Source organism: Mesorhizobium sp. Root554 (assembly GCF_001427025.1).
Classification (GTDB): Bacteria; Pseudomonadota; Alphaproteobacteria; order Rhizobiales; family Rhizobiaceae; genus Mesorhizobium.
The window spans coordinates 1438675-1451335 of record NZ_LMGA01000001.1; the positions used below are offsets into that span (position 1 = coordinate 1438675).

Below are 12661 nucleotides of genomic sequence, written 5' to 3' on the forward strand. Positions count from 1 at the left end.
TGTTCCCTGCTCAACTCCAAGCATGAACGACCGACTTTTCCGCGCCGTCGATTCCCGCCGGGACGATCTGGTGACGCTGACCGCCGAACTGATCCGATTTCCCACGGTCAACCCGCCGGGCGAGGCCTATCGCCCCTGCGCTGAATATATCGGCGAGCGCCTGCGCGAACGCGGGTTCGGCGTCGAGTTCATTCGCGGCGAAGGCGCGCCCGGCGACACTGACCGCTATCCGCGCATCAATGTCGTCGCCCGTTTCGACGGCCGCGTGCCCGGCCCGACCGTGCATTTCAACTCGCATATCGACGTGGTCGAGGCCGGTGAAGGCTGGACGGTCGATCCCTTCGCCGGCGAGGTGAAGGACGGGCGCGTCTATGGGCGCGGCGCCTGCGACATGAAGGGCGGACTGGCTGCCTCCATCATCGCGGTCGAGGCGTTCATGGAAACCTATCCGGATTTCCCCGGCGCCATCGAGATTTCCGGCACGGTCGACGAAGAGTCCGGCGGCTTCGGCGGCGTCGCGCATCTGGCCAGGCTCGGCTACTTTTCAAGGCCGAAGGTCGACCACGTCATCATTCCCGAACCTCTCAACAAGGACCGCATCTGCCTCGGCCATCGCGGCGTCTGGTGGGCCGAAATCGAGACCCACGGCCAGATCGCGCATGGCTCGATGCCGTTCCTCGGTGACAGCGCCGTGCGCCACATGAGCGCCGTGCTGCAAGCCTTCGAGGAAGAGCTTTTCCCGGCGCTCGACCGCAAGATGACGGCGATGCCGGTGGTGCCGGAAGGCGCGCGGCGTTCGACCATGAACATCAATTCCATCCATGGCGGCCAGACCGAGGATTTCCGGCCCGGCCTGCCCGCGCCCAACGTTCCCGATTCCTGCCGCCTCACCATCGACCGCCGTTTCCTGCTGGAGGAAAAAATCGAAGAGGTGAAGGCAGAGGTAACATCGATCCTCGACCGGCTGAAGCGCGACCGGCCGAAATTCAACTACGATATCCGCGACCTGTTCGAGGTGTTGCCGCTGATGACCGAGCGCGACGCACCCGTGGTCAAGGCGGTGGCGCAAGGCATCATGGAGGTGTTCGACCGCGAGCCGGACTACGTCATTTCGCCCGGCACCTATGACCAGAAGCACATTGCGCGGATCGGCCACATCTACGACTGCATCGCCTACGGGCCGGGCATTCTCGACCTTGCCCATCGGCCGGACGAGTGGGTTGGCATCGACGACATGGTGCAATCCGCCAAGGTGATGGCGATCGGCCTGAATGTGCTTTTGCGTGGCAAGGCCGGGGACTGAGGTGGTGCCGCCGATTTACTCTGCGGCCAAATCAGGCTTCTATCCTGCGAACGGGAAAATGGGAGTAGGCAGATGAATTCGTGGAAGAGCGTTCTGGCGGCGACAGCCCTCGCACTGGCGTCGGCAACATCGGCAATGGCCGCGCGGACCGACATCGTGATCGGCATCCCGCTCGAGCCGCCTCACCTCGATCCCACCGCCAGCGCCGCCGCCGCCATTGACGAGGTGCTTTACGCCAATGTCTTTCAGGGCCTCACCCGCATCGGACCGAGCGGCGAGGTGCTGCCCGATCTTGCCGAGAGCTGGACCATCTCCGACGACGGCAAGACCTACACCTTCAAGCTGCACAGCGGCGTGAAATTCCACGACGGCAGCGACTTCAATGCCGACGACGTGAAGTTCTCGCTCGACCGGGCGCGCGGCGAAAAATCGGCCAATGCCCAAAAAGCCCTGTTCGCCGCCATCGACACGGTCGAGGTGGTCGATCCCGCGACCGTCAAGATCACACTCAAGAACCCGCAGGGCTCCTTCCTCTACAATCTCGGCTGGGGCGATGCGGTGATCGTGGCGCCGGAATCAGCCGACACGAACAAGGAAAAGCCGATCGGCACCGGGCCGTTCAGGTTCGAGAACTGGGCCAAGGGCTCTTCGATCACGCTGGTGAAATCCGCCGACTACTGGGGCGAGCCGGCCTTCCTGGACAAGGCCGAGTTCCGCATCGTGCCTGACGCAGCCGCCGCCGTGCCGGCGCTGCTTTCGGGCGACGTACAGGCGTTTCCGTTCTTCCAGCCGGACGGCGTCGCGCAGATCGAGGGCGATCCGCGCTTCAGCGTCGTCGTCGGCGCCACCGAGGGCGAGACGCTGCTGTCCATGAACAACAAGAAGCCGCCCTTCGACAATCTCAAGGTGCGGCAGGCGATCTCCTACGCGCTGGACCGCGCCGCCATCGTCGAGGGCGCCTCCGCCGGCTTCGGCAAGCCGATCGGCTCGCACCAGTCACCGGCCAGCAAGGATTACGTCGACCTGACCGGCATGTACCCGCACGACGTCGCCAAGGCCAAGGAACTGCTCAAGGAGGCTGGCCTTGAAAACGGCTTCAAGGCGACGCTGAAGCTGCCGCCGCCCTCCTATGCCCGTCTCGGCGGCGAGATCATCGCCTCGCAACTGCGCGAAGTCGGCATCGACCTCGAGATCATTCCGGTCGAATGGGCGCAGTGGCTGGAGCAGGTGTTCAAGGGCAAGGATTTCGACCTCACCATCGTCTCCCACACCGAGCCGAACGACATCGATATCTATTCGCGCAAGGACTACTATTTCAACTACGACAATCCCGCCTTCGACAAGGTGATCGGGGAACTGAAGGTCACCTCCGACGAGGCCAAGCGCAAGGATTTGCTCGGCCAGGCGCAGAAAATCCTCGCCGAGGACGCCGTGGTCGGCTTCCTTTTCGAGCTTCCCAAGGTTGGCGTCTGGGATGCCAAGCTGGAGGGATTCTGGACGGACGCGCCGATCCAGGCCAACGACATCACCAAGGTGAAGTGGAAGGATTGAGGACAGCTTCCTTCTCTCCGTTCACGGGGAGAAGATGCCGGCAGGCAGATGAGGGGCGAGCTGACTTTGGAAATATTCATGCTGCCCCTCATCCGGCCCTTCGGGCCACCTTCTCCCCGTAAACGGGGAGAAGGAAAAGTGCTACAATCGCCATGACCGCCTATCTCCTCAAGCGTATCGCCATAGCCATCGCCACGCTGGTGCTGGCCTCGCTTGTCGTCTTCGCCGTGCTGGAGATCGTGCCGGGCGATCCGGCCCGCCTGATGCTCGGGATGAACGCCAGCGCCGAGCAGGTCGAGCAGTTGCGCACGCAGATGGGCCTCAACGACCCGCTGCTGCTGCGCTATCTGCATTGGGCGGGCGATCTGCTGACCTTGGATCTCGGCCGCTCCCTCACCTACTCTGTCCCGGTGCTCGACCTCGTGCGCGAGCGCGTCGCGGTCTCCCTGCCGCTGGCGCTCATCGCGCTGGCGCTTTCGGCCGTCATCGCCATTCCGGTCGGGCTCTATTCCGCCAGCCGCCGCGGCCATGCCGGCGACACGCTGGCCATGGGGGCGGCGCAGATCGGCGTCGCGATACCGAATTTCTGGTTCGCGCTGATGCTGATCTACCTGTTCGCCGTATGGCTGCGGCTGGTGCCGGCCGGCGGCTTCCCCGGCTGGGGCAACGGCATCTGGCCGGCGCTCAAATCCCTGCTCCTGCCGGCGGTGGCGCTGGCCCTGCCGCAGGCGGCGATCCTCGCCCGCGTCACCCGCTCGGCGCTGATCGACGTGCTGAACGAGGACTATATCCGCACAGCCCGCGCCAAGGGCCTGCCTTACCGCGCCGTTCTATGGCAGCACGCGCTGCGCAACGCGATGATCCCGGTGCTCACCATCCTCGGCCTGCAATTCGCCTTCCTGCTGGCCGGCACCATCATCATCGAAAACGTCTTCTACCTGCCGGGTCTCGGTCGCCTCGTCTTCCAGGCGATCACCCAGCGCGACTTGATCGTGGTGGAGAGTGTCGTGATGCTGCTGGTCGCCGCCGTCATCGCTGTCAACCTCATCGTCGACCTGTCCTACGCAATCGTCGATCCGCGCCTCAGAGGCCGCGAATGACGCTGCCTGTCGATGTCTCAAGGGAGAAACCGGAGCGGCTTGTCGCCAGGGCCTTCGCCAACCGCTCTTTCGTGATCGGCTTTGTGATTGCGGTGTCCGTCGTCGCCATGGCGCTGCTGTCGTTTTTCTGGACGCCATTCGATGTGACAAAACTGGTCATCGCCGACAAGACGCAGGCGCCGTCCCTCACGCACTGGTTCGGCACCGATCATTTCGGCCGCGACATCCTGTCCATGGTCATGGTTGGCGCGCGCAATTCCATCGCCGTGGCGCTGGTGGCGGTCGGCATCGGCATGGGCATCGGCGTTCCGCTGGGCTGCCTCGCCGCCGCGCGCGGCGGCTGGCTGGACGAAATCGTCATGCGGCTGAACGACCTTGTCTTCGCCTTCCCTGCCCTGCTCTCCGCCATCATGATCACCGCGATCTTCGGACCCGGCGCAGTCAACGCCATCATCGCCATCGGCATCTTCAACATTCCCGTCTTCGCGCGCGTTTCCCGCGCCGGCGCGCTCGCCATCTGGCCGCGCGAATACATCCTCGCAGCGCGAGCCGCCGGCAAGAACCGCACGCTGATCACGCTTGAACATGTCCTGCCCAACATCGCCACGCTGCTTCTGGTGCAGGGCACCATCCAGTTCGCGCTCGGCATCCTCGCCGAGGCCAGCCTGTCCTATGTCGGCCTCGGCTCGCAGCCGCCGATGCCGAGCTGGGGCCGCATGCTGTTCGAAGCACAGACCCGCATGGCCATCGCGCCGTGGATGGCGATCTTCCCCGGCATGGCCATCGTCGTCACCGTGCTGGGCCTCAATCTGCTCGGCGACGGCATCGCCGATATCCTCGACCCTAAATCGCGGCGGCGTTCATGAGCCCGCCCAAAGGTCTGCTCCAGATCGAGAACCTGTCCCTCGAGATCGGCGGCGTACCGGTGCTGAAGGACGTGGACCTTGCCATCGAGCGCGGCGAGGTGATGGGGTTGGTCGGCGAATCCGGCTCTGGCAAGTCGATGACGGCGCTGACGATCATGCAGTTGCTGCCCCACGCCGCCCGCGCCAGGGGCAGCGTCATCTTCGACGGCATCGACATTCTTGCCGCGACCGAAGACCAGATGTGCGCCCTGCGCGGCGACGATATCGGCATGGTCTTTCAGGAGCCGATGACGGCGCTCAATCCGGTCAAGACCATCGGCGGGCAAGTGGCGGAGGGCATACGCTGGCACACCCGCGTCTCGCGCGCCGAGGCCGAGGATCGTGCCCGTCAAATTCTCGACCGGGTCGGCCTGCCGGAAGCGAAGTTCCCGCTGTCGCGCTATCCGCACGAACTGTCCGGCGGCCAGCGCCAGCGCGTCGTCATCGCCATCGCCTGCGCGCTGAAGCCGAAGCTGCTGATCGCCGACGAGCCAACCACGGCGCTCGACGTCGTGCTGCAGGCGCAGATCCTCGACCTTTTGCGCGATCTCGTCGCCGAGAACCGCATGGGCCTGCTGCTGATCTCGCACGACCTCGCCGTCGTCACCGAAATGGCCGACCGCATCACCATCCTGCGGCACGGCGAGGTGATGGAAGCCGGCGAAACGGCCCGCGTGCTGTCGGAGCAAGAACATCCCTACACACGTCAACTGGCGCAGGCCTCGATGCATGTGCCGAGGCGGAAAGAGACGGCAATCGGCAGATGGGCAATCGGCAGTCGGGAAGGTTCGGATAATGTCCGATTGCCGACTGCCGACCTGCCGACTGCCATTCCTCTCCTCTCCGTCCAGTCCATCTCCCGCCTCTACCCCGGCCGCCGCACTTCGCTCTTCCGCCGCGATGCGCCGGTGCATGCCGTCGACGATGTGTCGTTCACCATTGCCCCTGGCCAGTCAGTCGCCCTTGTCGGCCGCTCAGGCTGCGGCAAGTCCACCCTCGCCCGCATGATCCTCGCCCTGGACAAACCGTCATCCGGCGAAATCCGCTTTCGCGGCGAGACGATCACCGGCAGGTCGGAGGCCGATCTCAAACCGGCCCGGCGCGACATGCAGGTCGTGTTCCAGGACCCTTACGGCTCCTTCGATCCGCGCCAGAAGGTGGAGAAGCTTGTCGCCGAGCCCCTGCATCTTCTGGAAGCACAGCCTTCGCCCGCCGAGCGGCGCGACATGGTGGTCCACGCGCTGCGCGAAGTCGGCTTGTCCGAAACCGATCTCAACAAATACCCGCACGAATTTTCGGGCGGACAGCGCCAGCGCCTTTCCATCGCCCGCGCCCTGATCACCCGGCCCAGACTGATCGTCGCCGACGAGCCGGTCTCGGCGCTCGACGTTTCGATCCGCGCGCAGGTGCTCGACCTCTTCGCCGATCTCAACGACCGGCTGGGGGTTGCGTATCTCTTCATCACCCACGACCTGACGGTGGCGCGGGCCATAACAGACGAGGTCATGGTCATGCATGACGGGCGGATCGTCGAACGAGGACCCACCCCCTCGGTGCTGGACAGTCCGCGTTCGGAAGCCGCCCAGGCGCTGGTCGCGGCCGCGCCCGATCTCCATCGCGCGCTGGCCAAAAAGATACGGGAACAGGGGTGAGTGGCGAACTACGGCTCGGTCGGCGCTCTCACCGCATCGACCGGGCTGATATCCAGAAGCTCCAGCGTCCGGCGCAGCAATCTCACCTCGTTCTCCGCCAGGTGACGATCGGCCTTGGCGATTTCCGCCATGTGCCGCGCCAGCAGCCGGCGGCGCTCGATGTCCAGCCCACGGAACATGGCGATCGCCTGCGAACCGGTCGTCTCGTAACCGAAGTCGTTCAGATACTCGACGACCCCGTCCATGCTCTCTGCGGAGATACCGAACGACTCCGCGCAGATGCGCCGCAACGTCTCCATTTCGTTCTCGCTGACAGAGCCGTCCGCCAGGATCATCCGGAACAGCATCAGCAGTTCGGCCGAAAGCACGGGATCCTCGGCCACCTTGCGGACGCCGGGATCGCCGTCGAGCGCGGCGCGTATCTGGTCTAGCAATGCGATGGCCATGCGTGTCCCCCATGGAAGCTGGTCCGATAGTTAGCGCCAAATCGGCCTTGCGCAAAAGGGGTGGCTGTGGTCGAACGCCTTATCCCGCAGGCAGCGCAGCCTTTACCCGAACATGTTCGATCTTACCCTCCAGACCGTGGCCTTGCTGGCGTTTGCCGCCTTCTGCGCCGGTTTCATCGATTCCATCGCCGGCGGTGGCGGACTGGTCACCGTGCCGGCGCTGCTGCTGGCCGGCCTTTCGCCGGTCGAGGCGCTTGGCACCAACAAATTGCAGGGCCTGTTCGGCTCAGGCTCTGCGACGCTCGCTTATGCCTCGAAGGGGCAGGTCAATCCGCGCCGCCAGCTTCCCTCCGCCCTTCTCTGCTTTGCCGGCAGCGCCATTGGCGCCCTGGCCGCCACCGTGGTTCCCGGCGAAGTCCTCAGTGCAGCTCTCCCCATAGTCCTGATCGCCATTGCGATCTATTTCGCCGTCAAGCCCAACATGGGCGATGTCGACAGAGCCGAGCGCCTGTCGCCCTTCCTGTTCGGGCTCACCGTGGTGCCTGTCATCGGCTTCTATGACGGGCTGTTCGGGCCGGGCGCCGGCTCGTTCTACATGCTCGCCTTCGTGGCGCTGGCGGGCTACGGCGTGCTCAAGGCTACGGCCCACACCAAGCTGCTCAATTTCGCTTCCAATCTCGGCGGTTTCGCCGTGTTCGCCGCTGTCGGCGTCATTCATTGGAAGATCGGCCTGATGATGGGCGTTTGCCAATTCCTCGGTGCCCGCGTCGGGGCCCTGCTGGCCGTGCGTATCGGCGCCCGGCTGATCAAGCCGCTGCTGGTGCTGGTCTGCGTGGCGCTGGCGATCAAGCTGCTTTCCGATCCGCAAAACCCGCTGCGCACCGCCATTGGTGTGTGATCCGGTAGGCTGGTATCATGGTGCCGCATCGAATCACGATGCGGAGGAGGCAATGATGAATCTCAGTGCACCTAAGCAGATCGTTTTCATCATAACCGTCATCATCGCGGTCATCGCGTTGCTGATGGCGTTCGGTATTTTCAGTCTCGGCGCGTTGTCCGCCTTCTGGGTCATGACCATCGCCTATGTCGTGCTGGCGGTCGCCTGCCTGATCCGCGGCGCCTAAATCTCCACCTCGGAGCCGAAGCGCCGGCGCGGCTGTATGTGGCCGGCGCTTCGATCCGAACTTAGCGGGCCAGCGAAAAAATCGCCTCGCAGTCGAGATGTTCCTCGAGCTGCGCCGCGATGCGGTCCAGCGCATCCTCCACCCCTTGACGGTAGTCGATGCCGCCGCCCTTGACCCCAAGGCTTTCGAGAAACTTGGCGCGGAAGGCATCGGCGCCGAACAATCCGTGCAGATAGGTGCCGAACACCTTGCCGTCGGCCGAAACCGCGCCGTCCTCCACCCCGTTGATCAGCGTCCCCGGTCTGGCGCAATCCGGCCCGAAGGTGCGGCCGAGGTGAATTTCATAGCCTGCCAATGGCAGGCCTAACGGCACCGAGCTTGCCGTGACCTCCCGCACGGTCTTTTCCGGCTCCATCACCGTTTCGACATCGAGCAATCCCAGACCCGGCGCCTCAGCAGCCCCGCCTTCGATGCCATGCGGGTCATGCACCGTGCGGCCCAACATCTGGAACCCGCCGCAAAGGCCGACGACATGACCGCCGCGCTTCACATGGGCGGCAAGGTCCCGGTCCCAGCCATTCTCGCGAAACCGCAACAGATCGCCGATCGTCGACTTGGAGCCAGGAATGACCACCAGTCCCGCATCCGTGGGCAACGGGTCGCCGGGCGGGACGAACACCACCTCCACCTGCGGTTCGGCGCGCAGCGGATCGAGGTCGTCGAAATTCGCGATGCGCGACAGCATCGGCACAGCCACCTTGAGCGCGCGCTTCTCGCCCTTGGCCAAGCGCTCCAGCACGACGGAATCTTCCGACGGCAATCGGGCCGCCGCATCCAGCCACGGCACCACGCCGAAACACCGCCAGCCGGTGAAACCATCGATGGCTTTGATGCCTTCATCGAACAGCGAGACGTCGCCGCGAAACTTGTTGATGATGTAGCCCGCCACCATGCGCCGGTCCTCGTCCGGCAGGATGAGATGGGTGCCGGCCAGCGAGGCGATGACGCCGCCGCGGTCGATGTCGCCGACCAGGACGACCGGCACGTCTGCCCGCGTGGCGAAGCCCATATTGGCAATGTCGCGGCTGCGCAAATTGACCTCGGCCGGCGAGCCCGCGCCTTCGACGATCACCAGATCGGCCCCTTCGCCAACCCTCGACCATGAATCCAGCACCGCTTCCATCAGCTTCGGCTTCAGCGCCTGATAGTCGCGCGCCCGCGCCTCGCCGGCCATTTTTCCCTGCACGACGACCTGCGAGCCGATATCGGTCTGCGGCTTCAGCAGCACCGGGTTCATGTGGACGGTGGGCTCGACCCCGCAGGCCAGTGCCTGCAGCCACTGCGCCCTACCGATTTCACCCGCCCCGGCCTGCCCCGGTATGGCAGCCACGGCGGCATTGTTGGACATGTTCTGCGGCTTGAATGGCCTGACCGCCAGACCGCGCTTTCTGGCAGCCCGGCACAGGCCGGCCACCAGCACGCTTTTGCCGACATCCGATCCCGTGCCCTGCAGCATGACCGCCCGCGCCATCGCTAGATCCCTGCCCTGACGGCGGCCCCAAGCGATGGTCCGATGTTGAAAATTGTCGTCACTGAAAGGCTCCGGGTCTTCATTTTTGCACAGCCGCTTCGCAGATGGTCGGATTGCGCGATGGCATCATTGGTCTAGATTGCGGAATGCGCATAGCCCAAAACGACATTTCGGGAGGACGTCATGGATAGCGCGGTTCAAGCGGCCGGCGGCCAGTTCGAGCTCAACGAGGACCAGCGGGCCATCCAGACAATGGCGCAGGATTTCGCCGCCGAGCGCGTTGCCCCCCATGCGCTCGAATGGGACCGCGACAAGCACTTTCCGACCGACGTCATCCGCGAAACAGGCCCGCTCGGGCTGGGCGGCATCTATGTGCGCGACGATGTCGGCGGCTCCGGCCTCGGCCGCCTCGACGCGGTGCTGATCTTCGAAGCGCTCGCACATGCCTGCCCGGCGTTCTCCTCCTTCATCTCCATCCACAACATGGCGGCATCGATGATCGACCGCTTCGGCAATGAGGAGCAGCGCCAGCGCTTCCTGCCGAAGCTGACCTCGATGGAATGGCTGGCCAGCTACTGCCTGACCGAGCCCGGCTCCGGTTCCGACGCGGCGGCGCTGAAGACCAGGGCGGTGCGCTCGGGCGGCAACGGTTCGGACTATGTGCTGAACGGCGCCAAGCAGTTCATTTCCGGCGCCGGCGACAGCGACGTCTACATCGCCATGGTCCGCACCGGCGCGGAAGGCCCGAAAGGCATCTCCACCGTCGTCGTCCCGAAGGATGCGCCCGGCCTCTCCTTCGGCGCCAATGAGCACAAGATGGGCTGGCACATGCAGTCGACCCGCCAGGTCATCTTCGAGGACTGCAAGGTGCCGGCGGAAAACCTGCTCTCGACCGAGGGCGCTGGCTTCGGCATTGCCATGGCGGGCCTCGATGGCGGCAGGCTCAACATTGCCGCCTGTTCGCTCGGCGGCGCGCAGTCGGCCCTCGACAAGGCGCTTGCCTATACGGCCGAGCGCAAGGCATTCGGCTCCGCGTTGAACCAGTTCCAGGCGCTGCAGTTCAGGCTCGCCGACATGGAGACAGAACTCCAGGCTGCGCGCATCTTCCTCTACGCGGCGGCCTCGAAGCTCGACGCCAAGGCCCACGATGCCTCGAAATGGTCGGCCATGGCCAAGCGCTTCGTCACCGACACCGGCTTCGAAATCGCCAACCAGGCTTTGCAGCTTCTTGGCGGCTACGGCTATCTGCATGACTACGGCATCGAGAAACTGGTGCGCGACCTGCGCGTCCATCAGATCCTCGAAGGCACCAACGAGATCATGCGCGTCATCATCGCACGGCAATTGATTGGGCGGCAGTAAGCAATCGGGAAATTCCAACTGCCAACTGCCGACTGCCCCTACTGGAGGAACCAATGACCACCATCGCCTTCATCGGCCTCGGCAATATGGGCAATCCCATGGCTGCAAATCTGGTCAAGGCCGGACACGCGGTGCAGGGCTTCGACCTGATGCCGGAAAACCTGACCGTAGCGCGCGAGCAAGGCATCACCGTCATGGCCAATGCGACGGCCGCGGTGAAGGGCGCGGAGGTCGTCATCACCATGTTGCCAGCCGGTAAGCATGTGCTGTCCGTCTACGAAGACATCGCGTCGAAAGCAGAAAAAAGTGCGCTGTTCATCGATTCCTCGACCATCGATGTCGAATCCGCCCGCAGGGCTCATGCGATCGCCAAAAAGCACGGCCTGCTTTCGATCGACGCGCCGGTTTCAGGCGGCACGGTAGGCGCCGCAGCCGCCACCCTTACCTTCATGGCCGGCGGTGCGGTGGAGGCCTTCGCGGTTGCGGAGCCGGTTCTGAAGCCGATGGCCCGGCGGATCGTCCATTGCGGCGAAGATGGCGCCGGCCAGGCAGCCAAGATTTGCAACAACATGATCCTCGGAATCTCGATGATCGGCGTCGCCGAGGCCTTCGTGCTGGCCGAAAAGCTCGGCCTGTCGCATCAGGCGCTTTTCGATGTCGCCTCCACCTCTTCCGGCCAGTGTTGGGCGCTCACCACCAACTGCCCGGTCCCGGGGCCGGTGCCGGCTTCGCCCGCCAACAGGGATTACAGGCCGGGTTTTGCCGCGGCGCTGATGCTCAAGGATTTGAAGCTCAGCCAGGAGGCCGCCCAGGGCGCTGGCGCGGTGACGCCGCTCGGTGCCGAAGCCACGCAGCTTTATGCGCTCTTCGCAGCGCAAGGACTGGGCGGCGAAGATTTCTCCGGCATCATCAATTTCCTGCGCGGCGACAGGTGACGCCGACAGGCAGAAACGCTCGCCGCCGCTTCGACCACAAAAAGCCTATATTTAGGTTTGCTTAAGCTCTCGATAACCCCACGGTAACGATGTGCCTGTAGAACGGAACGCGAGGCGGATTTCCGCCCGGCGCTCCGGATCAGGTCTCGCGTCCCGGAGCCAGGTTTTAGTACTCGAGTAAAAAGTGCCATGCGTATTTGGCAAAGCCGCGTTCCTAACGGAGCGCGGCTTTTGCATTTGAGTTGTCGTCACTTCGGTGACAGGCGACGATAATTCGCGTTGACGGCCCGGCTGGCAGGGCCAAGTGCGGCAAGGATGGAACGCTCAGCTGCGACACCGCTGATCAGCGCCGGTGTCTTGCCGGCGAAAACATCCGTCCAGAAATCCGCGGCGGATTGGACCAGCGACAGTTGTGCTGCGACCACGCCCTGCGCGAAAGCCGCATTCTTCTCCAGGATGGCGCGCCGGGCTTCCTTGCCCATGCCATGAACACCCCCATTCTCCGCCGCCATCAGCGGTATGCGCATGGCCATCACCATGGGCGTCAGCATCAAGCTCCCGGCAATGGCTGCACGGTCCGCCTTGCGGATTTTTCGTACTGTCATGGAAATTCCCCTGGCGACCGCTATCGGGCGCGCCTTTAAACGCGTCGTAAGGAGGAACGTTCCGCCGGGGTTGCAGCGCACGCACTTGTCACGGCCCGTTGCGTGGCCGCACAAGCAATGGACGGCATCCAGCAGGAAACATCATGT

The 12661-nt window shown here is 64.3% G+C and carries 12 protein-coding genes; 9 read left to right on the plus strand and 3 right to left on the minus strand.

The window, feature by feature from the left end:
• Nucleotides 1-22: 22 nt before the first annotated feature.
• The 5 genes from ASD44_RS06945 (at nt 23) to ASD44_RS06965 (ending at nt 6511) form a co-directional block, all read left to right on the plus strand.
• Nucleotides 23-1303 carry an acetylornithine deacetylase/succinyl-diaminopimelate desuccinylase family protein gene (locus tag ASD44_RS06945; protein WP_056110118.1) on the plus strand — a complete coding sequence of 427 codons (1281 nt, stop codon included), beginning with the start codon at nt 23-25 and terminating at the stop codon, nt 1301-1303.
• A gap of 72 nt (nt 1304-1375) precedes the next feature.
• Nucleotides 1376-2854 carry an ABC transporter substrate-binding protein gene (locus ASD44_RS06950; protein ID WP_056110120.1) on the plus strand — a complete coding sequence of 493 codons (1479 nt, stop codon included), beginning with the start codon at nt 1376-1378 and terminating at the stop codon, nt 2852-2854.
• Between the two features lie 152 nt (nt 2855-3006).
• Entirely contained in the window at nt 3007-3954 is a 948-nt protein-coding gene (locus ASD44_RS06955) for an ABC transporter permease (RefSeq protein ID WP_056110122.1), read from the plus strand.
• Nucleotides 3951-4820, plus strand: coding sequence for an ABC transporter permease (locus ASD44_RS06960; protein ID WP_056110124.1), 870 nt, complete (start codon nt 3951-3953; stop codon nt 4818-4820). Before ASD44_RS06955 ends, ASD44_RS06960 begins: the two co-directional genes overlap by 4 nt.
• Entirely contained in the window at nt 4817-6511 is a 1695-nt protein-coding gene (locus tag ASD44_RS06965) for a dipeptide ABC transporter ATP-binding protein (RefSeq protein ID WP_056110126.1), read from the plus strand. Before ASD44_RS06960 ends, ASD44_RS06965 begins: the two co-directional genes overlap by 4 nt.
• Before the next feature lie 8 nt (nt 6512-6519).
• Here ASD44_RS06965 and ASD44_RS06970 read toward each other — a convergent pair whose 3' ends face one another.
• Entirely contained in the window at nt 6520-6957 is a 438-nt protein-coding gene (locus ASD44_RS06970; protein ID WP_056110128.1) for a TerB family tellurite resistance protein, read from the minus strand.
• Between the two features lie 112 nt (nt 6958-7069).
• On the opposite strand from ASD44_RS06970, the gene ASD44_RS06975 reads away from it, so the two are divergent.
• Entirely contained in the window at nt 7070-7855 is a 786-nt protein-coding gene (locus ASD44_RS06975) for a TSUP family transporter (protein WP_056110130.1), read from the plus strand.
• Between the two features lie 55 nt (nt 7856-7910).
• Nucleotides 7911-8081, plus strand: coding sequence for a hypothetical protein (locus ASD44_RS18570; RefSeq protein WP_200946406.1), 171 nt, complete (start codon nt 7911-7913; stop codon nt 8079-8081).
• 61 nt (nt 8082-8142) lie between these two features.
• Here ASD44_RS18570 and ASD44_RS06980 read toward each other — a convergent pair whose 3' ends face one another.
• Complete coding sequence (locus ASD44_RS06980; protein ID WP_056110132.1) at nt 8143-9612, minus strand: cobyric acid synthase; 1470 nt, start codon at nt 9610-9612, stop codon at nt 8143-8145.
• 183 nt (nt 9613-9795) lie between these two features.
• On the opposite strand from ASD44_RS06980, the gene ASD44_RS06985 reads away from it, so the two are divergent.
• Complete coding sequence (locus ASD44_RS06985; protein WP_056110134.1) at nt 9796-10974, plus strand: isobutyryl-CoA dehydrogenase; 1179 nt, start codon at nt 9796-9798, stop codon at nt 10972-10974.
• A gap of 53 nt (nt 10975-11027) precedes the next feature.
• A complete protein-coding gene (gene mmsB, locus ASD44_RS06990) occupies nt 11028-11909 on the plus strand; it encodes a 3-hydroxyisobutyrate dehydrogenase (RefSeq protein WP_056110136.1) in 882 nt (293 codons plus the stop codon).
• A gap of 248 nt (nt 11910-12157) precedes the next feature.
• Here the strand turns inward: mmsB and ASD44_RS06995 are convergent, their stop codons facing one another.
• Entirely contained in the window at nt 12158-12514 is a 357-nt protein-coding gene (locus tag ASD44_RS06995; RefSeq protein ID WP_056110137.1) for a hypothetical protein, read from the minus strand.
• Between the last annotated feature and the right edge of the window lie 147 nt (nt 12515-12661).

Excerpts from the sequence above, each read along its gene's own strand:
- ASD44_RS06965 (WP_056110126.1), top strand. The coding sequence starts at position 4,817 with ATGAGCCCGCCCAAAGGTCTGCTCCAGATCGAGAACCTGTCCCTCGAG.
- ASD44_RS06955 (WP_056110122.1), top strand. The coding sequence starts at position 3,007 with ATGACCGCCTATCTCCTCAAGCGTATCGCCATAGCCATCGCCACGCTG.
- ASD44_RS06995 (WP_056110137.1), bottom strand. The coding sequence starts at position 12,514 with ATGACAGTACGAAAAATCCGCAAGGCGGACCGTGCAGCCATTGCCGGG.
- ASD44_RS06975 (WP_056110130.1), top strand. The coding sequence starts at position 7,070 with ATGTTCGATCTTACCCTCCAGACCGTGGCCTTGCTGGCGTTTGCCGCC.
- ASD44_RS06970 (WP_056110128.1), bottom strand. The coding sequence starts at position 6,957 with ATGGCCATCGCATTGCTAGACCAGATACGCGCCGCGCTCGACGGCGAT.
- ASD44_RS06980 (WP_056110132.1), bottom strand. The coding sequence starts at position 9,612 with ATGGCGCGGGCGGTCATGCTGCAGGGCACGGGATCGGATGTCGGCAAA.
- ASD44_RS06945 (WP_056110118.1), top strand. The coding sequence starts at position 23 with ATGAACGACCGACTTTTCCGCGCCGTCGATTCCCGCCGGGACGATCTG.
- ASD44_RS06985 (WP_056110134.1), top strand. The coding sequence starts at position 9,796 with ATGGATAGCGCGGTTCAAGCGGCCGGCGGCCAGTTCGAGCTCAACGAG.
- ASD44_RS06960 (WP_056110124.1), top strand. The coding sequence starts at position 3,951 with ATGACGCTGCCTGTCGATGTCTCAAGGGAGAAACCGGAGCGGCTTGTC.
- ASD44_RS18570 (WP_200946406.1), top strand. The coding sequence starts at position 7,911 with ATGAATCTCAGTGCACCTAAGCAGATCGTTTTCATCATAACCGTCATC.
- mmsB (WP_056110136.1), top strand. The coding sequence starts at position 11,028 with ATGACCACCATCGCCTTCATCGGCCTCGGCAATATGGGCAATCCCATG.
- ASD44_RS06950 (WP_056110120.1), top strand. The coding sequence starts at position 1,376 with ATGAATTCGTGGAAGAGCGTTCTGGCGGCGACAGCCCTCGCACTGGCG.